General features: G+C 70.0%; 13 protein-coding genes. 4 read left to right on the top strand and 9 right to left on the bottom strand.

Going from position 1 to position 21,087, the window contains the following annotated elements; translation table 11 throughout:
• Window positions 1-61: 61 nt before the first annotated feature.
• Genes LV79_RS24250 through LV79_RS24240 form a run of 3 tightly spaced genes read right to left on the bottom strand, consistent with a single transcriptional unit; the run spans window position 62 to window position 4,139 of the window.
• On the bottom strand, window positions 62-1,117 hold the full coding sequence (locus LV79_RS24250) for a hypothetical protein (RefSeq protein ID WP_253840554.1): 1,056 nt from the start codon (window positions 1,115-1,117) through the stop codon (window positions 62-64).
• Between the two features lie 29 nt (window positions 1,118-1,146).
• Window positions 1,147-2,778, bottom strand: a complete 1,632-nt coding sequence (locus LV79_RS24245; RefSeq protein WP_253840553.1) for an alkaline phosphatase D family protein — start codon at window positions 2,776-2,778, stop codon at window positions 1,147-1,149.
• 50 nt (window positions 2,779-2,828) lie between these two features.
• On the bottom strand, window positions 2,829-4,139 hold the full coding sequence (locus LV79_RS24240; RefSeq protein WP_253840552.1) for a DUF2252 domain-containing protein: 1,311 nt from the start codon (window positions 4,137-4,139) through the stop codon (window positions 2,829-2,831).
• Window positions 4,140-4,590: 451 nt separating this feature from the next.
• Here LV79_RS24240 and LV79_RS24235 point away from each other — a divergent pair, with 451 nt between their 5' ends.
• The 4 genes from LV79_RS24235 to LV79_RS24220 all read left to right on the top strand — a co-directional run bounded on the left by LV79_RS24235 (window position 4,591) and on the right by LV79_RS24220 (window position 9,830).
• On the top strand, window positions 4,591-5,352 hold the full coding sequence (locus LV79_RS24235; protein ID WP_253840551.1) for a bestrophin-like domain: 762 nt from the start codon (window positions 4,591-4,593) through the stop codon (window positions 5,350-5,352).
• The gene (locus LV79_RS24230) at window positions 5,349-6,560 is read left to right on the top strand and encodes a DUF6923 family protein (protein WP_253840550.1); all 1,212 of its coding nucleotides are present in this window, start codon (window positions 5,349-5,351) and stop codon (window positions 6,558-6,560) included. The genes LV79_RS24235 and LV79_RS24230 overlap by 4 nt, the downstream gene beginning before the upstream one ends.
• Before the next feature lie 112 nt (window positions 6,561-6,672).
• Window positions 6,673-7,410, top strand: a complete 738-nt coding sequence (locus LV79_RS24225) for an ABC transporter ATP-binding protein (RefSeq protein WP_253840549.1) — start codon at window positions 6,673-6,675, stop codon at window positions 7,408-7,410.
• On the top strand, window positions 7,410-9,830 hold the full coding sequence (locus tag LV79_RS24220) for an ABC transporter permease (protein WP_253840548.1): 2,421 nt from the start codon (window positions 7,410-7,412) through the stop codon (window positions 9,828-9,830). Before LV79_RS24225 ends, LV79_RS24220 begins: the two co-directional genes overlap by 1 nt.
• 43 nt (window positions 9,831-9,873) lie before the next feature.
• On the opposite strand, the gene LV79_RS24215 is transcribed toward LV79_RS24220, so the two are convergent.
• The 6 genes from LV79_RS24215 to LV79_RS24190 all read right to left on the bottom strand — a co-directional run bounded on the left by LV79_RS24215 (window position 9,874) and on the right by LV79_RS24190 (window position 20,980).
• Complete coding sequence (locus LV79_RS24215; RefSeq protein ID WP_253840547.1) at window positions 9,874-10,788, bottom strand: TolB family protein; 915 nt, start codon at window positions 10,786-10,788, stop codon at window positions 9,874-9,876.
• On the bottom strand, window positions 10,785-11,954 hold the full coding sequence (locus tag LV79_RS24210) for an MFS transporter (RefSeq protein ID WP_253840546.1): 1,170 nt from the start codon (window positions 11,952-11,954) through the stop codon (window positions 10,785-10,787). The genes LV79_RS24215 and LV79_RS24210 overlap by 4 nt, the downstream gene beginning before the upstream one ends.
• 29 nt (window positions 11,955-11,983) lie before the next feature.
• Window positions 11,984-13,627, bottom strand: a complete 1,644-nt coding sequence (locus tag LV79_RS24205; RefSeq protein WP_253840545.1) for a metallophosphoesterase — start codon at window positions 13,625-13,627, stop codon at window positions 11,984-11,986.
• Window positions 13,628-13,928: 301 nt separating this feature from the next.
• A complete protein-coding gene (locus LV79_RS24200; protein WP_253840544.1) occupies window positions 13,929-14,579 on the bottom strand; it encodes a 4'-phosphopantetheinyl transferase family protein in 651 nt (216 codons plus the stop codon).
• 446 nt (window positions 14,580-15,025) lie between these two features.
• A complete protein-coding gene (locus LV79_RS24195; protein WP_253840543.1) occupies window positions 15,026-15,739 on the bottom strand; it encodes a class I SAM-dependent methyltransferase in 714 nt (237 codons plus the stop codon).
• 231 nt (window positions 15,740-15,970) lie between these two features.
• Window positions 15,971-20,980: an SdrD B-like domain-containing protein gene (locus LV79_RS24190; RefSeq protein WP_253840542.1), complete on the bottom strand. Its 5,010-nt coding sequence runs from the start codon at window positions 20,978-20,980 to the stop codon at window positions 15,971-15,973.
• Window positions 20,981-21,087: the final 107 nt, after the last annotated feature.

Raw genomic sequence — 21,087 nt, 5'->3', positions numbered from 1 at the left:
ACGCACAGCACTGAGTCGACCAGTCGGGCCGCGACGGGTCAACGGTGTCCGGAGGGTGGGACTACTCGGCGTGACTGGTCGCGGACTCCGCGGCCAGGTAGGGGTGCAGGACGTCGGTGCCGCGCGGCAGGAACCACTCGTCGATGTCCAGGCCCGGGGTGCCGAGCAGGTCGATCTCGTCCTCGCCCGCCTCCTCGTCCAGGTCGAAGAGCCGCTCGTGGTCCAGGTCGGCGAACACGGTCGCGTCGAACGCGGCGAAGATGTCCTTGATCGGCAGTTCGTCGAGCAGCCCGGCCAGGTCGAGCTGGACGGCGGCCTCGGCCTTGAGCACGTGCAGCGCGAGCGCCTCGGCGGTGCACAGCGGCGGGGTCCAGCCCGGCTGCGCGAGCCGGTAGCCCAGGATCGCGCTGACCACCAGGAACTGCTTGGCGAACAGGGCGCCGTAGTGCTCGGCGTAGCGCAGCGGCAGCTGGTTGAGCACGCTGAGCGCCTCGACCTCGCTGGCCGCCTCCTCGGCGTCCTCCAGCTCCTGCACGTCGGCGAACAGCTCGTCGGTGACGATCTCCACCGCCTGCACGAGGGCGCCCGCGACCAGGCGCGCGGCCTCGGCGGAGACGGGGCTGTCCGGGTCGGCGGGGTCGTGGCCGAACGCCTCGGGGCCGAAGGCGCGCAGGGTGCCCGCGGAGACGAGCAGCTCGTCGCGCAGCGCGGCGACCTCCTCCGGGGTCAGCTCGTCGTCCTCGTCGTCCTCGTCCAGCTCGGGGTCGTCGTCACCGAGCGCGGCGGCGAGGTCGTCGTCGGAGGCGATGACCTCGCAGCGGCCCACGGTCCAGCCCGAGAGCAGCTCGCTGGCGGCGAGCAGCTCGGTGAGCACGTGCCGGGCCGCCTCCTCGGCGAACGAGAGCGCGGGGGCGTCCAGCAGCCAGGTGATCACGGCGCCGGTGGGGTGCACGGCGACCCGGTGGTCCAGTGGCTCTACCTCGACCCCGTCCGGTCCCTCGATGCCCGCGAGCAGGTCGAGCTGCTCGTTGAGCAGGGCGGCGACACCGTGGCGCTGCAGCGGGTCGAGTTCGGTGTCCGACGGCGGCAACACATCGGCGGTGAGCTGGTATTCCACGCCGGGGAGTCTAGGAGCGGCCGCCCGGGTCAGCTCGGGCGACCCGCCGTCAGCGACAACCCGGGCAGCGGGCGCAGCGACGGCCCGTCGGCGCTGTCGCGCGCCAGCTCGATGATCACCTCGGCGTCCCGGCCGCGAACCCGCAGCGTGGCCACGGCGTTGCCGAAGAACGGACCGGACACCTTGGTCCAGTCCACCGGCAGCGGCTCGATCTCCGGCGACCGGTACATCCACCGGCGCAGCACCCCGGCCAGCGGCTGCCACCAGGCCAGCCGGAACAGCGGCCGCATGAACCGCTCGACGGCGTTGTGCAGCGGCGAGCAGGTCAGCTGGTAGACCCGCGCGTTGACCGGCCGGTCGAAGGTGGCCTCGGCGGCGTAGACGTGGTGGACGTCCCCGGAGAGCACGCACACGGTCGCTGCGTCCCCCTCGGCGATGCGCCGGATCAGCCGGGTCAGCCGGTCGGATGACGCTCGGAAGGACGGCCAGTGCTCCAGGTCGGCGGCCTGGCGCAGCTTCTCGGCGAGCCTGCCGCGCCAGTCGGTGCGGCGGCAGGACACCTCGTTCATCGACTGGACGTGCGCGATCGCGTGCGGCATCAGCCAGGGCAGCGAGGAGCCGATGAGCAGGTGGTCGTAGTCGCCGTCGGCGTTCTCCTCGATCCACTCGAACTCGCCGTCGCCGACCATGGACCGGTGGCCGTCCTTGAGGATGCGCCCCGACCGGGTGTCGACGACCAGCAGCCGCACGTTGCCGAAGTCGCGCCGGTAGCTCCACCGGGTGCCCTTGCGGCCGTTGAACTCCTGGGTGGCCACGTCGGCGAAGTCGCTGAGCACCTCGACCGCGTCGCCGCCGGAGGAGGTGACCGCGCGGAAGGTCTCGTCGGTGGCCAGTTCCTCCGGCGCGAGGTTGCCGATGTGCTGGTAGATCCAGTACGAGACCACGGCGGCCCGCTCGCGCTGGGCCCACCAGTCGGTGCGCTCGATCTCGTCGCGCCAGGTCTGGGAGGTGTTCCAGTCGTCGCGCACGTCGTGGTCGTCGAAGATCATCGACGTCGGCACGGTGGCGAACAGCCAGCGGACCAGCCGGGTGGACCAGGACTCGTGGTAGAGCCGCACGTACTCGGTGAAGTCGGCGACCTCGGTGCCCGGCGGCTTGCTCGCGTCCCGCCGCCCCTTGATCCACTCCTGGGTGGCCTTGCTGGTCTCGTCCGCGTACACCTGGTCACCGAGCAACACCAGCGAGTCGGGCCACTCGACCTCCTCCTGGGTGGCCATGCGCAGCGCGTAGGCGGCGAGCGCGTCGGTGCCCCACAGCTTGTGCTCGGTGGGGTCGTCGCTCTCGGGCTTGCGGCAGGAGCCGAACAGCAGCAGGAAGTCGTGGTCGCCGCCGTCGGGCAGCGTGCGGATGCGGCTGGGCGGCAGGTCGTCGCCCGGTTCCGGCCAGCGCACGTCGCCGTCGAGCCGCACGTCGTACTCGGTGACCGACTCGGGCGCCAGGTCGGTGAGCACCACGAGCGCGTAGTGGTGCCCGAGCACCTCGAACGTCCGGGTGGACCGACCCGCGACGGTGACGTCGCAGGCACCGTCCGTCTCCACCCACACCGTGGCCGACGTCGAGTCGACGTGCCGCAGCACCGGACCGAGAATCAGGTCAGGCATGAAACCTCCTCAGCTCCGCCCGGCGCTACGTACCCCGTTCCGGTGAACTCTCACACGGATTCGACGCCCTTGATCTCACCACCCCGGAACGCCTCGACGAAGAGCCGGTGGTCGAGGCGGGTCTGCTCGGCGTAGCGGTGCGCGAAGTCCACCACGGCGTCGACGAACGGCGCCTCCCGGTCGCCGATGGCGCCCGCGATGGCCTCCTCCACCTGGAAGTCCACCAGGCTCTGCTCGGAGTCGGAGTCCGACACGCAGTGCGCCTTGGCGCTGGCCCGGCCCAGGTACTCGACGACCGGGCGGATGTCGGCGGGCTCGGTGAGGTCCGACCAGTCCAGATCCGTGACATAAGGGGACAATTCGGCCACCACGAAGCCGGTCCCGTCGACCTCGGTGTAGCCCAGCCACGGGTCGGCGTGCGCCTGCAGGGCGCGCTGCGAGACCGCGGTCCGGTGGCCGTGGTGGTGGAAGTACGACCGGATCTTCTCGTCGTCGACCACCCGGCTCGGCGCGGCCACGTTGGCCTGCTTGAGCGAGAGCACCACGTCGTTCTCCAGCGCCTGCGAGCGGCCCTCCACCAGGACGTTGTACGCGGGCAGGCCTGCCGAGCCGATGCCGAAGCCGCTGCGCCCCACCACGTCCTTCACCTTGTAGCTCAGGCTGCTGGTCGCGCGCTTGCCGCTGGGGATGGTGTCCAGGTACGCCTCGAACGCCGCCTCGACCTTGCCGCGCTCCTCGTCGTCGAGCTCGCGGACGCCCGGGCCGATGCGGAAGACCCGGTCGAAGTCGCGCACGCTGGTGGTCTCGTTGAGCAGGCCGACCCGGGTGGCGAGCCTGGCCCGCAGCAGCACCTGGTTGATGGCGCCCTCGGTGTTGTCCAGGCGCAGGCTGAACATCTCGTCGCCAGGCTTGTCGGCGAACTCGCGGACCTGGCGGACGTAGGCCTCGGTGTAGGTGCGCACCAGGTCGGTGATCGCCTCGTCGGGGAACGCCTTGCGCCAGCCCAGCAGCGCCATGCTCGCGGCGAAGCGGCGCACGTCCCAGGTGAAGGCGCCCAGGTAGGCCTCGTCGAAGTCGTTGACGTCGAAGACCAGGGTGCCCTCGGCGTCCATGTAGGTGCCGAAGTTCTCCGCGTGCAGGTCGCCCTGGATCCACACCCGGGCGGTGCGCGGGTCGGCCCACTCGTCCGGTTCGTCCGCCATGTCCGCGTAGAACAGGCAGGCGCTGCCCCGGTAGAACGCGAACGGCTCGGCGGCCATCTTGCGGAACTTGCTGCGGAAGGCGGTGGGGTCGGCGGCCATCAGGTCGGCGAAGGCGGAGTGCAGGACGGACACGATGCGCTGGCGACGGTCGTCGCTCATGGGTGCTCCTCGAGAGGTGATGCTGCCGCGGGTGACCCGGACCCCCGGCCGACCGGGCGACGCTTCCACAGTGGAGGGAACGCCCGGCGGCCCGGCGAGCACGCGTGGTCACCACGGCAGAGGTTCCCATCACCCCGACAGCCGATCAAGCCCCGCGGTGGGTGGGTCCGGTCTCGCCTGGGTGCGCCCGGTCGCCGCGGGATGCCGCTATTCGGTCATTCAGGGGCAACGAATGAGGGCTTTCGGCTGACGCCCTTGTGGGTCGAGCGCGCCGGTCACTACCTTGTGGACTCGCCGGTAGCGCGGAATTCACGATGGCAGGTAATCCGATCGAGTAGTTCGGTCACGCTCGCCGCGCAACGCGGACCGTCCTTCCGGCACAGTTGCTGCGTCACGGACCGGCGCTCGGTCGAATCGTGAACCTCTTTGCGAAAGGGCACCTGAAGCTGCGATGAACATCTACCTGTCCGGGCTGATCTGGGTCTTCGGCGCGGCCATCGCCACCGCCGCGGTCGCGTACCTGATCCGCCGCGTCGGCGAGACCCAGGGCACGGTCGACAACAACGAGGCCGCCGGTCAGGTGTTCACGATCGTGGGTGGCCTGCACGCGGTGTTGCTGGCCTTCGTGCTGATCTCGCTGTTCGACGGCACCAGCGCGGCGGAGGACAACTCCTACACCGAGGCGGAGAACCTGGTCGCGGCGCGGTGGGCGGCCGATTCCCTCGGCGAGCCCACCAGTTCCGAGGTGCGCAGGCTCAGCACGGAGTACGCCGCGGCCGTGGTCGAGCAGGAGTGGCCGGACATGGAGCAGGGCAACGACGACGTCTCCGGGGACGGCTGGTCGATGCTCGAGCGGATGCGCGCGGCGGTGGCGAAGGCCCCGGCCGAGGACGACTGGCAGAACAACCAGAAGATCGACGCGGCGGGCAAGCTGTGGGACGTCTACCAGGCGCGGCAGGAAAGGCTGAACGCGGCGGGCAATGGCGTCTCCGACGTGCTGTGGTTCGCGCTCATCGCCGGAAGTGTCATGTCGGTAGCCCTACCGCTGCTGTTCGGCGGTCCACGCCCGGTTACCCATATCGTGATCGTGTCGATTCTGGCGGGGACGTTGTCCCTGTTGTTGTTCGCGACGCACCAGTTGCAGAACCCTTACAGCGGTGGGGCGAAGATTGAGCCCTCGGCGTTCGAGAGCGCGCAGGCGCGACTGCAATGAAACGTCTAGCGACCGTCGGCGCCGTTGGGGTGGTGTTGGCCGGTAGCGCTGTCCTCGGTCTGGCGGAAGGTGAAGCCGCCCCGGCGGTGTCGTGCACGTTCTTCCGCGTGCACAGTGCTGACGTGTGGGGGTTCTCGGTGTTGAGCCGGGTGAACCTGGCCAACACTGCCGCCCAGCGGATCGCGACCTTGGACTACCGGGTCAACGCGATCGCTTACTCGGAAGACACGAACTCGCTGTGGGGCCTGTCCACGCGCTCCACGTCCGGGGTCTTCGGCGACGGCGCGCACGTGGTGTCCATCGGCACCGACGGCGACGTCATCGACCACGGTCCGGTTCGACGGGTCAACGAGCTGGCGTTCCCCAACGACTGGTTCACCACGGCCACGGCGGGCACGATCGTCGGCAACGAGCTGGTGGTGCGGGTCGACGCCGCCATCTACCGGATCGACCTCGACCCGGCCAGCAACACCTACCTCGGTGTGGTCGACGCTGTCATGACCCATCCGGGCGGGCAGGTCAGCAACGTCGACGACTTCGATGTGCGCAACGGGGTCGCTTACGGCGTCGCGGCTGACTACTCCAGGAGCCGAGTGGTGCGCATCGACCTCAGGACCGGGCAGGTGACACGGGTCGAGACGACGGGTTTGCCGGGATCGGCCTCTTACGGTGTCGCGTTGCTGGCTCCGGATGGCGCTCTATACGCGGCCGCGAACCGGATCGGGGACCGGTCTCCGGTGTACCGGATCGACCTGGGCACAGGTGTAGCGACAGAAGTGGGCTCTTGGCCCCCGGTCGCCTCGGCTGATGCCACGGCGTGCCTGCCGGGTGTGGAGCCCGCGACCACGCCGCAGCCGACGCCGCAGACCCCTCCCCCGGCGCCCGCTCCGCCTCGTCCACCGCAACGTCCCGCGCCGGTGGCCATCCCGCCGTCGCCGCCGGTGATCAGCCCGACGCCGATCCCGGTAGTGCCACCTCCGCCGGTGGTGCCGACCACGGCCGCGCCGCCGCCCGCCGCGCCGCCGGTGACTGCCGCTTCCACCAAGCGCCCGTACCGGCCGCAGCCGACGACGCCGACCGAGGAACCCCGGACGACCAGGCGGGCGAGCAACCCGACCGAGGAGAAGCGCCAGTGGGGGTTGACGGTGATGGTGCTCGTCGTGGGCGCCGGGGCCGCGGCGGCCGCCGGACGACGTCGACGCCGGTGATCCACGATCGGGGGTAGTGCTAGCCCTACCCCGAAGACTAGTGCCAGCGCCATGGGTTCCCGCTGTTCAGCGCCCTAACGTCAGTCCCAGTCGGATCGACAGGGGAGTTGACGTGGGTGACGCGGTGCGCCTGACCGGGGTGCGGAAGGTCTACGGGAAGGGCAGCGGTGCGGTCGCCGCGCTCGCGGGGGTGAGCGCGGGGTTCGAGCAGGGCACGTTCACAGCGGTGATGGGGCCGTCGGGGTCGGGCAAGAGCACGTTCCTGCACTGCGCCGCCGGTCTGGACAAGCCGACCAGCGGCTCGGTGCGGCTGGCCGGGGTCGAGCTGACCGAGCTCGGCGAGAAGCACCTGACCCGGCTGCGCCGCGACAAGATCGGCTTCATCTTCCAGGCCTTCAACCTGCTGCCCGCGCTCACCGTCGCCCAGAACATCGCCCTCCCGCTGCGCCTGGCGGGCCGGAAACCCGACCGCGCCACCCTCACCGACGTCGTCCGCCGGGTAGGCCTGGACAACCGCCTCACCCACCGCCCAGCCCAACTGTCCGGCGGCCAGCAACAGCGCGTCGCCATCGCCCGCGCCCTGGTCACCCGCCCCGCCGTCATCTTCGCCGACGAACCAACCGGCGCCCTCGACACCCGCACCGCCCGCGAGGTCCTCGACCTCCTCCGCCAGGCCGTCACCACCGCGGGCCAGACCATCGTCATGGTCACCCACGACCCCGTAGCCGCCTCCTTCGCCGACCGCGTCATCTTCCTCGCCGACGGCGCCCTAGTCGGCGAACTCCACCACCCCACCCCCGAAGCCGTAGCCGACCGCATGACCCACCTAGGCGCCTGGGCGGTGGCCTGATGCTGGCCCTGGCACTGCGCACCCTCCGGTTCCGCAAGGGTGGGTTTCTGGGGACGTTCGTCGCGTTGTTCTTCGGTAGTGCGTTGGTGTTGGCGTGTGCGGGGTTGATGGAGACCGGGATCCGGACCGCGATTCCGCCGGAGCGATTGGCGCACGCGGATCTGCAGGTGGTGGCGGCGCACAAGTTCGAGTTGGCTCGGGATGAGCCGTCGGACGACGAGGACAAGAACCACACCGACACCGTCCTGCTGACCGAGCGGGTGCGCTTGGCGCCCGCCGTGGTCGACCAGGTCAAGGCCGTCCCCGGCGTGCGTTCAGCACAACCGGACTTCTCCTTCCCCGTCGCCATCAACGGTGTCCCCGCGACCGGACACGGATCAGCCTCCACAGCCAAGACCACCGCCCCAGGCCGGGTGTGGCTGCCTGCCGGGTCCGGCGACCGGGCAACAGTCTTCTACCGAGGCAAGTCCCGCGAGTTCACTGTTGCCGGGGTCGCCGAGTACCCGACCTTCGCCGACAGTGACGTCGCGGAGCTCTCCGGTCGCTCCACTGTGGACAGCGTCTCGGTGGTCGCCGAGCCGGGCGCGGACCTGGAGGCGCTGACCGACAGGTTAAGTCCGTTCGGCGTCGTGCTCACTGGCGACGACCGAGGGCTCGTCGAGTACCCGGACGCGGAGGAGAAGGGGAACGGGCTGATCGCGCTCGCCGGGGTCATCGGCGGCCTGGCGATCACGACGGCGATGTTCGTGGTCGCCTCCACGCTCGGGCTGTCGGTGCGGCAGCGCTCCCGCGAACTGGCTCTGTTGCGCGCCATCGGCACCACCCCTGGCCAGCTGCGCCGCATGGTGCTCAGCGAGGCCATGCTGGTCGGTGTCGTCGCGACCGCCCTGGGGTGCGTGCCCGGGCAGTGGATCGGGGAGGCGCTGTTCGACCAGCTCGTGGCCAAGGGCGTGGTGTCGGAGGGCGTCGTCTTCCACCAGGGCTGGATCCCGATGATCATCGCCGTCGGGTCCGGTCTGCTCACCGCGCTCGCGGCGGCGCTGACGGCGGCCAGGCGCGCGGCCCGCACCCGCCCGACGGAGGCGCTGGCCGAGTCGTCGCTGGAGACGCGCTGGCTGAGCGTGCCGCGCGCGGTCCTGGCGCTGCTCGCCCTCGGCGGCGGCACCGCGCTCGCGATCGTCACGGTCACCGTCATGGACGGTCCGGTCGCCGCCAGCACCGCCGGTCCGTCGGTGATCCTCTGGGCGATCGCGCTGGCGCTGGTGTCGCCGGGCGTCACCCGGGCGCTGATGGCCCTGCTGCACTGGCCGGTGCGCGCCATCACCGGCGTCGCGGGCGAGTTGGGCCTGCTCAACGCCCGCGCCCGCACCGTCCGCCTCGCTGCGGCGGTCACCCCGATCATGTTGGCCACCGGCATCGCCACCGCGAACATCTACATGCAGACCACCCAGGTCGCCGTGACCCAGCAGGCCTACGCAGCCACCCTGCGCGCGGACGCCGTCGTCGCCTCCACCACCGGCGGACTGCCGACCGATCTGGTCGACCGGCTGCGCGCCACCCCCGGCATCACAGCGGCCACCGCGGTCACCAGCACCCGGATCTACATCACCGCGCCGTTCCACTCCGGCCAGGACGACGACGGCTTCCCCACCCACGGCGTCTCCGGCGACATCGCGGCCACCACCGCCGTCACCCCCACCGCCGGGTCCCTGGACCGCTTGTCCGGCAACGCCATCGCGGTCCCCGACTCCCTCGGCTACCGCCCCGGCAACAAACTCACCGTCCGCCTGGGCGACGGCGCCGAAACCACCGTCACCGTCGCCGCCACCTTCACCGGCGTCCCCGGCTTCGAAACCGTCCTGGCCCCGGCCGCGCTGGTACTCCCCCACACCACAACCGCGCTCCCCCAACAGATCCTGGTCCGCGGCGACCCGGCAGCAGTGGCCGCTGCCGTCACCAGCACCCCCGGCGCCGTCGTCGGCGACCGCGAGTCCGTGACCGCCGCCTTCCAGGAGGGCCAGAACGTCGGCACCTGGGTCAACTACACCCTGGTCAGCATGATCATGGCCTACACGGTGATCGCCGTGGTCAACACGCTGGTCATGGCCACCGCCGCCCGCCGCCGCGAGTTCGCCCTGCAACGCCTCACCGGCTCCAGCCGCCCCCAGGTCCTCCGCATGATGACCACCGAGGCCCTCCTCACCACCGCCGTCGGCCTGGTCCTAGGCACCGCCGTAGCAGCAGGCACCCTCGTCCCCTTCACCCTCGTAGTCTCCGACTCCCCCCTCCCCATCGGCCCCGCCTGGATCTACCTGGCCATCGCCACCACCATGACCCTCTTAACCCTCTCCGCCACCCTCATCCCCACCTGGCGCGCCACCAGCCAACCCCCCATCACCGCCGCCACCCTCCCCGACTGACGCCGAGCGGTGCTTGGGCCAGTCGAGATGGCCCAAATACCGGTCATCCTCCGGTCGTCGCGGCGGGTGAGGTCGCGTTTGGTTTCAGCAATCGGGGTTGGCCGTCGATGGGCAGGCTGTAGATGGCGGGTGGCTCTCCAGGGGATGGGGAGCGGGCGTAGGCGAGGGTGTTGTTGTCCAGCCAGGCGGCTTGGTCGTCGACTTCGGTGGGGTCGCCGAGTGGGGTTTCGGTGTTGGTGGCCAGGTCCAGGAGGTGCAGGCGCCAGTGGTCGTTGAGGCGTTTCTTGTAGGCGAGGCGGGTGCCGTCCGGGGATAGGGATGGGCATTCGACGTTCTCGCGGAGGGGGACCAGGGTTCGGGTGGCCAGGTCGCCCTTGATCAGCCAGTTCTTGCCGCCGGTGGACAGGGTGGCGTAGAAGCCCTTGTCGTCCGGGGTGAAGGTGATGCCCCAGAAGTTGCGGTCGTGGGAGTCCAACCCCTGGACGGTGAAGTCCTCCATCGACCCGTACAGCACCCCGGTCTCACGGTCGTAAATGCCCGCCGTGGTGGAGAAGTAGCCAGCGGGCATGTAGGAATCGCCCTCGCGGAAGACGGTCCACGCGACGAGACGACCCGACCGGGACACCCGGGCACGGCTGGGAGTCCCGTCCAGTGGAATGGTCTTCTCCAGCGAGTTCCCCGAGTACACGGCAGCCTCGAAACTCGGCGGAATGGCCACCGTGCGCAAACACACCGTGGTCGAAGCGGCCGAGTAGACGCGCAAACACGACATCCCGCCAACGGACCCAGCCTCAGGCGACGCCAGCGGAGCACGCCCAACACGCCCGTTCTCCACGTATATCAACGAATCCGGCGCACCCAGGTCAACCGCGCCACCAGGCGAGGCGGACACCACCACGTACGTCACCGTGGCCGCCACCAGCGCGACCATCGCCGCGACACCCACGACCTTCCTCACCGCGACCTCCAGCCCACCGCGACCGCCACCGCGAGCGCGATTCCAAAGTACACAAAGGACACGCCGAGGCCGCCGAACGCCGCCAAGGCACCGAACACCACAGCCGCGCACGTCCGGGCAAGCGCTTGCACCGTCTGCACGACCGCCAGCCCACCCGCCGTCTGACCCACTGGCACCAACGGCCCGACGCACGCCATCAGCACGCCGTCGGTCGCCGCGTAGAACAGCCCGTGCAACCCGAGCGCCGCCACCAGCACCAGCCAGTTGCCGCCGACGAACAGCAGCACGTACACCGCGAGCAACAGCAGGTGCCCGAGCAGGAACACCCGCCACCGCCCGAGCCGGTCCGCCAGCCGTCCCATGGGAACCGCGCAGGTCAGGTAGGTCACCGCGACCCCGACCGGCAGCAGCGGCAGCCACCCCGGGTCGACGCCGGTGCGCTGCTGGGCGGCCAGGAACAGGAACGCGTCGCTGATCGTGGCCAGGCCGAGCACCGTTGCGAGAACCGTCGCCCGCCGGTACTCCGGTCGCAACAGTGCCCGCAGGTCAAGGCGAACGCGCTCGACCTGACCCCCGGGATCACGCACCCACGTCGCCAGCACCAGGACCCCGGCCGCCGCGAAGCAGAAGCTCACGACGAACACCGAGTCCGGGGCCGCGAACGCGATCAGGGCGAACGCGACGACCGGACCCAGCAGCGCGCCCACCGCGTCCAGCATCCGGTGCACCCCGAACGCCCGCCCGAGCTGCCCGGCCGGACTGGCGAACGTGATCATCGCGTCCCGCGGCCCGGTGCGGATCCCCTTGCCTGCACGGTCAACCGCGAGCAACCCACCGATCATCGGCAGCGACGACCCAGCGGCCGGGAACCCGAGCTTGGTCACCGCCGATAGGCCGTACCCGACCAGCGCGACTGCCTTCGGCTTCCCGGTGCGATCCGCGAGGTGACCGCCTGCGAGTCGCAACAGTGCGGTGGCACCGGTGTAGAGGCCGTCGACCAGGCCGAGTTGCAGGTATCCCGCGCCGAGTCCGTAAACCAGGTACATCGGCAGGAACGCGGTGACCATCTCGGCCGAGATGTCGGTCAGCAGGCTGACCACGCCGAGGGCGAGCACGGTCGACGGCACCTTGCTCGCCGCCGACCGCGCCGCCCTGCCCGACCTCACCCTGTGCGGGAGTTCGCGCAGGTACACCCCTACCCCCGGCTGACCCGGACGTCGTCGACCTGGGCTTCCACCAGGCTCGCCGACCCGCCGTCCGCCGCCTCGACCAGCAGCCGGACCGTCTGCCCCGCGAACGCCGACAGGTCCACCGACGCGGTGCGCCACGACCCGTTGACGTGCGCGCCGGTCCCCTTCTGGTCGAGCACGACGGTGCTGCTCGTGCCCTGCACCGTCACTTTGAGATAGTCCTCAGTGGACGCGTTGGCGCCGAGCCCGACGCTCCACCGGAAGGACAGCCGCAGCGCGCCGCTGGGCAGGGTGATCGCCGGGGAGCGCACCGAGGTGCGGCCGCCGTCGACGTCGTAGCTGCCCGCGCCCGACCCGGCGAGACGGCCGGTGACCAGGCTGTTCGTGCCGCTGGTCGTGGTGCCGAGCTGCTTGTCGCCGCTCTCCGCGGTGGCCTCGGGGTCGCCGCGCTCCCAGACGCCGGTGGTCGCGGCGTCGGTGCCCGCGGCGTTGACCGTCCAGCCGGTGTCACGCTCGAAGTCGTCGAAGTAGACGTCCGCGGTGGTACCGACCGTGAGCGCGAACGTCGCCGTCTTGGTCTGGCCGTTGGCGGTGCCGGAGACCGTGACCGTGCTGGTCCCGGGGGTCGCGTTGCTCGCCGCGTTGAGGGTGACGGTCGCCGCGCCGGGGGCGGTGACCGGGTTCGGCTGGATGCTCGCGGTCACGCCGGAGGGCAGGCCGGACAGGCTGAGGGTGGCCGATCCGGTGCCGCTGACGGTGACCTTCGTGGTGGTGGACCCGCCGGGCGCCACGGTCGCGGGATCGGCGGTCAGCGAGAAGCCGCCGGTGCTGCCCTTCGGCTTGCAGGAACCGGAGAACTCGTCGGTGAACGTGCGGCCCGCGACCGGGATGAACTGCCCGCGGTAGCCGGTGGCGGAGAGGTTCAGCTTGAGGATGCCGTAGGTGCTGTCGTTGCTGGCCTCGATGTTGGGCATGGTGCGGGAGAACTGGTAGAACGCGCGGCCGCCGGTGCCGACCAGGACCTCGCGGATGCCGTTGGTCGCGTCCGCGGTGCCGTCGGGGCGTTGCGGGGCGTACCGCTGGTAGTTGTGGTCGTGGCCGTTGAGGATCAGGTCGGCCTTGGCGTCGTACAGGGCCTGCCAGATCGGCCGGGTGGTGGTCGTCGCGCTGTGCGAGCCGCGGGTGAACAGCGGGTGGTGGAAGTACGCCGCGGTGCACGGCTTGCTCGTCGCCTTGAGGTCGTTGCGCAGCCACACCTCCTGCGCGGACCCGGCGGACATCGAGATGTTGCTGTTGATCGCGACGAAGTGCCAGTCGCCGACGTCCCAGCTGTAGTACCCCTTCCCGCGCTCCCCCGCGACCCCGTTGTTGTTCCCGGCGCCGTTGAAGTAGTCCCAATACCCGGCGGCCCCACTGGTCTGGTATTCGTGGTTCCCGGGAACCGGTTTGATCAACGACCGGAACTGCCCCCACGCGGGCTCGTAGTAGGTCCGGTAATCACTGAGCGACCCGTTCTCGTACGCGTTGTCCCCGGTCGTGAACACCGCCGCCGGATTCGCCGCCTTCACCAGATCGGCCGTCTGCTTGCAGTTGGACCCGCAGATGTCCCCGGCCCCGACCACCACGACCTCCGCCGCAGCAGGCGCCACCCCCGACTCCTGCGCCGCGACTACCCCCGACAAACCACCGACCAAACACAGGGCCGCACCAACAGCCCACCATCGTTTCGCGTCCACTGAAACCAAACCTTCCTCACGCAGGGAACTCCGCTCAGGAAGGTATTCCGCTCATTCCGACAAGCAATGCCCCACAACAACCGCCGCCCTATTCCCGGAACACAGGGCTGCCAAAACCCCAGCTCACCCAGCGAGTTACGCCACGACCTGGCCAACCCGCCCAGATCGTTCCGCGTATACGCCGGACTAGTGCTCAGGACGGGGGCCGCGCGGTTCAGGAGACGGCGATGGCGGCGATGACGAGGTCGTTGCCGGTGGTCCAGCGGCCGGTGAAGCCGGTGAGTTCGGTGCCGTTGACGGTGGGGCCGGAGACGAGGAGGTCGGCGGTGTAGGTGCCGTCGGGGTCGAGGCGGATGTGGGCTTCGGAGAAGCCGAGCCACTTGTGGGCCAGGGGGAACCAGGCCTTGTAGACGCTCTCCTTGGCGGCGAACAGGAGCTTGTCCCAGTGCACGTCGGGGTGCTGCCGGGCGAGGTCGGCCAGGTGGACGCGCTCCTCGGGCAGGCTGACCGCGTCGAGCACCCCATCCGGCAGGGCGACGTGCGGCTCGGCGTCGATGCCGACCGTGGTGATCTCCGAGGCCTCAGCCAGCACAGCGGCCCGGTACCCGGCGCAGTGGGTCATGCTCCCCACCACCCCCTCCGGCCACCGCGGCGCCCCCTTCTCCCCCGGCAGGATCGGCGCGGGCCCCCGCCCCAACCGCGCCAACGCCTCCCGCGCACAGTGCCGCACCGTCGTGTACTCCCGCCGCCGCTTCTCCACCGCCTTGGCGACGAACGGCTCCTCCTCCGGCAACAACACAGCCCCCGGCGGGTCCACGAACGCCTCCACCGCCACCACGGCCGAGGGCAGGATCAGCTCAATCACACCCCCGACCCTATCCACCCACCCCCCACCCGTGGAGTGGCGTGGATCATGCCCCCGCCTCCCCACCCACCAAGCCAGGCCGCCGCCCCCGACCCACCCGACCAACCGCCCCAGCCAGCCGGCCCCGCCCCGGCCGCACAAGCCATCGCCCAGGCAGCCCGGCGTGATCACCAGCCGCCGTTCCGGAGGCCGCCCCCGAGAACCCCAGCCCCCACCCTGTCCCGGGGGGCGTCCCCAGGCCCAGTATACAGGGACCCCCTCCCCCGAAGGAGTGACGGCGAAAACCTGTGGATAACTCGCCCCCTTGTGGACAACGCGACCTGGGGAAGGAACCCGAGCGCCCCGCACCAAGCCAAGAAGATCGCCCGAGTGAGCGTCAGCGCGGCTACCACCAGGAGTGCGAAAACACCCCTGGTCGCCAGAAGAGGCGACCAGGGGCGCCGACCTCAGGCCCGCCGGGCGATCGCGTAAGTCATGGGCAGGTCGAGCCGGGAGCCGTCCACGCGGGTGTCCGTCCCCTGCAGCACGATCGGCCCCGTCTCCAAGGTGACAAGCCCTGCCCCAGTGAGGAGTTCCGCCAGTTTCCCCTCCACCCAAGCCGCCGGGGTGAGGTTGTGTTTGAAGACCTGACGCATCTTCGGTACGGCCGTGGGGCTCTCCGACATCGCGGACTTGATCGTGTCGCCAGCAGCGGGCGCGAGTTCGACGGCGAACAGATGCCCAGCCGAGCCAAGCAGAATCGCCAAAGAAGCAGCGGCATCCGCGCGGCGCTCGTCCGGCATCTGGTGCAGGACGCCGCGCATGTAGATGTTCACGTCGCCGAGTTCCGCGTGCAGGGCGGTGGCGCCCGCGGTGTCGGCGAGGTCGAAGGTGCGGAAGTCGACGCCCGAGTCGGCGTACAAGGTGGTGGCGTGGGCGATGGCGGCGGGGGCGAAGTCGAGGCCGAGGACCCGGTCGTAGTGCTCGGCGAGGGCGGCGGACTGGGTGCCGTTGCCGCAGCCGACGTCGAGCACCGGGAGGTCGACGGCGAAGTGCGGGGCGAATAACGGCAGGTGTGCGGTGGAGGTCACCTCGGGCGCGCTGTCCCAGATGGCCACCCCCTGCTCCTGCGGCGTGTCCGTCCAGAACCCCTGCCAGTTCGCATTGACCGGCTCACCCATGCTGCCTCCAACCACTGACCCACTGATGGGTGATGGTTTACGCCAGCCGGCTACCAGGCACCAGTCCTTGATCGACATTTTGGGCTGAACAGGTGAAATCAGATAACGAACACACACCACGATCCAGCGATGCACGTAACGGGTCGTGATCACAACCGACGAAAGCAGGGTCCACACGCGACGAGGCCCGCGGGCGTCACACCCGCGGGCCTCGTCGGTGAGAGCTAGCGACTACTGCTGCCCGCGCCGCCTGCGGGTGATGAACACCGTCACCGCCCCGACCAGGAGCAGGAACAGGCCACCGAAGAACGGCCACTTGACGTCAGCGCCGGTGTCGACCAGCCCCGTGTCGTCCGAGGTGGCCGAGACCCCGACGGTGACCACCGCGGCGTCGTTGTTCGGGTTGTCGTCCGAGGACCCGTCGGCCAGCGTGATGGTCGCCCGCGCGGTCGTGTCGGTCACCGCCGTGATCGCCGTCGTGTTGACGGTGATCGCGCCGAGGGTCTGACCGGGCAGGATGGTCGCGTCGGTCGAGCAGGTCACGATCTGACCCGCGGTCGTGCACTGCCACGCGATCGCGGCGGCCGCGTTGATGTCCTGCGAGCTCGCCGCCGGGACCGCGGTGCCACCGGCCGAGGTGACCTGCAGGCCGTTCGGGATGGTGATCGTGGTGATCGCGCCCTGCACCGGCGTGGTGCCGGTGTTGGACACGGTCGCGGTGAAGATCACCGTCTGGCCGATGTTGGCGCTCGGGGTCGGGGTGGCGACCCCGACCGCGAGGTCGACGACCTTGGTGACCAGACCGGCGTCCACATCGGTCAGTTGCGGGATGGCACCGTTGCCGTCCGGTTCGACCACCAGCGCCGCGCTGACCCCGGTCACCCAGCTCACGTCGGAGTTGAGCGCGTCACCCTCCACGTTGGGCTTGGTGAACGACTTGCCCGCGGGCAGCGTGGCCCCGACGTAGTAGGTGCCCGACGGCAGGTCAGCGAAGTGGTACTTGCCGTCGCCGTCGGTGGTGGTCGTGGTGATCGGCGTGCCGTTGTCGCTGTAGAGCGTCAGCGTCACCCCGGCCACACCCGGCTCGCCGCTGTCCTGCAGCCCGTTGCCGTTGGTGTCGCTCCAGACGAAGTCACCGATGCTGCCGTGCCGCTCACCGAAGTTGACCGTCTTGCCGTCGACCGTGTTCGGGTTGATCTGCAGCAGGGTCACCGGCACCGTGTTCGGCGTCGTCGACCCGTAGCCGACCGGCTGGGTCTCCACCACGATGTAGTTGCCCAGCGGCAGGTTCGGGAAGGTGTAGTGCCCGTTGCTGTCGGTGGTGGTCGTGGTGATCAGCACGCCGTTGCCGTCCTGCAGCGTCACGGTCACGTTCGGCAGGCGGGTCGGCTCGTCGTTGTCGATGACGCCGTCGCCGTCGAGGTCGACCCACACCCGGCCGCCGATGGAGTCGGGGTACTCGGCGAAGAGGTAGCCGGTCGCGTTCTCGCCCGCGACCAGGGTGATCGGCGTGATCGTGTCCGATCCGCTGGTCGCCCCGCCGCTGTTGCCGGGGGTGTCCGGGCCGTCGTTGTAGTTGTCCGGCTGCTCCTCGGTCAGCGAGTAGGTGCCCGCCACCAGTTCGGGGAACAGGTAGGACCCGTCGCCCTTGCTGGTCGCGCTCACGTTGACCGTCAGGCCGTTGACGTCGGTACCGGTCAGGTGCAGGACCACGTCGGAGATGCCCGGCTCGCCGACCTGCTGGCTGCCGTTGCGGTTGTTGTCCTGGAAGACCACGCCCTCGATCGAGGTGAGCGCGTCGACGAAGTTGTAGTCGGTGATCGACTTGTTCGGGTCGAGGTCGATGCCGGTGATGAAGTTCGGCAGCGTGTCGTTGCCGCCCTCGAGGCCCGCCGCCGACGTGCCCTGCCCGTACCCGTTGGGCTGCGACTCGGCCAGGGTGTAGGTGCCGGGGCGCAGGCCGGTGAACTCGTAGGTGCCGTCGGGCCCGGTGACCACGGGGATCGGCGTGATCGTGACGCCGAGGTCGTCGACACCGGTCAGCGTGACCGTCACGCCCGGCAGCGGGTTCGGCGTCGAGGCGTCGTCGGTGACCAGACCCGAGATGGACGACGCGGTCAGCTCACCGAAGGTGTAGCCGGTCGCGTCCTCGCCGCCCGCCAGCGTGATGTTGGTGATCGCGTTCGGCGGGTTCAGCGTGCCGCCGGTGCTGCCGACCGTCTCCTTGCCGTCGAGCCGGTTCACCGGCGTCACCTCGGTCAGCACGTACGTGCCACCGAGCAGGTTCGGGAAGGTGTACACGCCGGTGATGTCGTTGGACGTGATCTGCACCGGGGTGATGGTGACCCCGTTGGCGTCGACCCCGCTCAGGGTGACCGAGGCCTCCAGGCCCGGTTCGCCCGCGTCCTTGGTGCCGTCGTTGTCGTAGTCGTCGAACACGACACCCGCGATGGAGCCCCGGTCCTCGGCGAAGACGTACTCGGCGCCCGCGGTGCCGGAGGACAGCACGATGCCGCTGATCACGTCGTTGACGGAGGTGTTGCCCGCCGGGTTGCCCGCGGACTCCGGGCCGTCCCCGTACGCGATCGGCTGGGTCTCGGTGATCGTGTACGTGCCGGGAGCCAGGTTCGGGAAGGAGAACGTGCCGTTGGGCGCCGTGGTGGTCGTGGCCGACGCGGAACCGGAGAGGGTGATGGTCACGTTGCCGATCCCGTTGCCGCCGTCGTCGAGGACGCTGCCCGCGATCGAGGTGGCCACGTACTCACCGAAGAGGTAGCCGGTGCCGGTCGTGCGCGCCGCCAGCGGGATGGCGCTGATGGCGTTGGGCGGCGAGAGCGTGCCGCCCGCGGTGCCGACGGTCTCCTTGCCGTCGGTGAACCCGGCGGGCTGGGTCTCGGTGATCGTGTAGGTACCGGGCCGCAGCGCCGAGAAGGTGTAGTTGCCCGAGCCGTCGGTCGTGGTCGACAGCGTGACCGCGTTACCGCCGTTGTCGGTACCGGTCAGGGCGATCGCCACCGCGGGGCCGCTCGGGAGCGCGCCCTCGGCCCCGTTGACCGTGCCGCTGTTGTCGGCGTCCAGGTAGACCCGTCCGGCCAGGCTCGACGTCGGCCGTTCGGCGAAGAGGTTGCCGGTGCTCGACTGCCCGGAGGTCAACGTCACCGTGAAGATGTCGTTGCCACCCGTCACGGCGTGCGTGCCCGCGGTGTCCGTGCCGTCGTCGTAGGCGGCGGGCTGGGTCTCGGTGACCGTGTACGTACCGGCCTCGATGAGCGGGAACACGAACGTTCCGTCGCTGGCGGTGGTGCCGGGCGTGTTGACCGGGGTACCGCCCGCGGTGGTACCGGTCAGCGTGACGGTCACGCCGCTGATCCCGGTGTCGTACTGCGTGGCGCCCGGGTCGTAGGTGCCGTTGTTGCTCCGGTCGGCGAACACGCGGCCGGAGATCTCGCCCACGGTCGGGACCGAGGCGGTGGCCGAGTCGCTGATCGGGTCGCCGAGCACGTCGGTGCCGTTGACGGTGGCGGTGTTGCTGTCACCGGTGATCGGCGCCGTCGCGGTGCAGGTGTAGTTGGTGCTGCCACCGGCGCCGAGCGTGCCGATCACGGCGTTGGCGCACGCGGGCACGGTCGGGTCGGACACGGTGATGCCGGTGATGTTGCTGTCGCCGTCGTTGTGGACGGTGATGGTGAAGGTGATCGTCTCGCCGGTGAGGTAGTTCGGCTTGTCGGCGACCTTGGTGATGTCGATCGACGGGTTGACCACGACGACGGGCACGGAGCCGGTCGCGGTGAGCGGGTCGCCGAACGGGTCGTCACCCGTCGCTGTCGCGGTGTTCGTGTAGTCGTCCGCGCCCGCGATGCCGGTGCACGAGTAGGTGTAGGGCACGTCGGCGAGCAGTGAGCCGATGACCTCGTCGCAGTCCGCGGCGAGCGGGTCGTCCACTTCGACGCTGGTGGCATTGGACCCACCCGGTGACACGACCGAGAAGTTGTAGGTCACCGTGTCACCCGGTTTGTACGGGCCGGGGGTGTTGAGCGTTTTGGTGATGCTGATCGACGGGATCGGCACCGACAGGACCAGGTTCTCCGCCAGGTAGGTATCACCCGATGTGGCGAAGGTCAGGTTCGCTGACGTCGATCCGGTGGTGATCAGGGTCGTCGGGATCACCTTGGAGTCGACGCTCAGGTTGTTGTCGACCGAGGGGTTGGCCGCGTTGGTGGCCTGCGACACGAAGAAGTTGTTCGTCGTGCCCGGCGCCAGCGGGTCGCCGATCGCGGTCCCGTTGATGGAGAAGGAGTCACCTGCGATGTTGAAGTCGCCCTCGTAGGCGGTCAGGCCGACGCGGACGTTGTTGTCACCGACGCGGAACCCGGACACCGTGGTGGTGGTCGCGGCGTCGGCGGAGGACTGGCGCACGTGGCCGTCGTAGATGTAGACCTCGCGCTTGGCCGGGGCGTCGTTGTTGGGCGCGTCGAAGTACCAGACCAGCACCAGCGACCAGCCCGCGAAGCAGCCGAAGCCCTGCGGCGACCAGACGTTGCCGACGGTGATCGTCTGCGCCGACCCGGTGGTCAGGTTGGTCTGGAACTGCGAGGTCACGTTGGCGTACGCGGTGTAGAACTGCGGCTGCGAGTTCGGCACGTTCGCCAGCGCGTCGCGGCTGATCACCTGGGGTGCGACGGCCTGGGTGACGCCGCCGACGGTCAGCCGGGTCGAGGTCGACTCCGGGGTGCCCGCGGGCAGGACCGCGGTCCCGGCGTCCGCGAGGAACTGGCGGGTGTTGCAGCCGGGCACCGCGGAGATGGTGCCGTCGGCGAGCCGGATGGTGCCGGTGTCGCCCGCCCAGTTCAGCCGGGCGTAGTCGATCTTGGCGCCCGCCGGGACGGTGACCGTGCCGGTGGTGGAGTTGTAGGTCGCGGCGGAAACGTCGACATCGGCCCACCGCATGTAATAGCTGTCGTTGATGCCGGTGGCGGTGGTGTTCGTCCTGGCCTGGGACTGTACGCAGGTCGCGATCGGCTCACCGAACGGGTCGACGGGGTCGGCGCCGCCCGGGCACTGCATGTTGCCGTTGCCCGCCTGCACGAAGTCCCCGTAGAGGTCTTTGTCGTAGTTCAGGGTGAACGGGCGCACGATCGCGGCTTCCACCGGAGCGGCCCCGAGGACGACGATCCCCGCAGCGGCGGTCACCGTTGCCAATACCGCCGCTAGGCCACGGCGGACCGCTCTCGATATGGACATGTCCCAACTCCCATGCAGAACGACAGTTTCCGACGAATCGGAATCTGCCGTGGGTGCACGGATGGCGCGCGGTGGCTGCGGGTGATTCACCAGGTTGGGTAGATATC

Origin of the sequence: Actinokineospora globicatena (genome assembly GCF_024171945.1) — a bacterium.
Classification (GTDB): Bacteria; Actinomycetota; Actinomycetes; order Mycobacteriales; family Pseudonocardiaceae; genus Actinokineospora; species Actinokineospora globicatena.
The sequence above is the reverse complement of the archived record's forward strand: the minus strand, read 5'-3'. Positions and strand labels throughout refer to the sequence as shown.

What these genes read in the sequence shown, in the direction of transcription:
- LV79_RS24240 (WP_253840552.1), bottom strand. Translation starts at nt 4,139, where the DNA reads ATGAGCGACGACCGTCGCCAGCGCATCGTGTCCGTCCTGCACTCCGCC.
- LV79_RS24190 (WP_253840542.1), bottom strand. Translation starts at nt 20,980, where the DNA reads ATGTCCATATCGAGAGCGGTCCGCCGTGGCCTAGCGGCGGTATTGGCA.
- LV79_RS24235 (WP_253840551.1), top strand. Translation starts at nt 4,591, where the DNA reads ATGAACATCTACCTGTCCGGGCTGATCTGGGTCTTCGGCGCGGCCATC.
- LV79_RS24230 (WP_253840550.1), top strand. Translation starts at nt 5,349, where the DNA reads ATGAAACGTCTAGCGACCGTCGGCGCCGTTGGGGTGGTGTTGGCCGGT.
- LV79_RS24245 (WP_253840553.1), bottom strand. Translation starts at nt 2,778, where the DNA reads ATGCCTGACCTGATTCTCGGTCCGGTGCTGCGGCACGTCGACTCGACG.
- LV79_RS24220 (WP_253840548.1), top strand. Translation starts at nt 7,410, where the DNA reads ATGCTGGCCCTGGCACTGCGCACCCTCCGGTTCCGCAAGGGTGGGTTT.
- LV79_RS24195 (WP_253840543.1), bottom strand. Translation starts at nt 15,739, where the DNA reads ATGGGTGAGCCGGTCAATGCGAACTGGCAGGGGTTCTGGACGGACACG.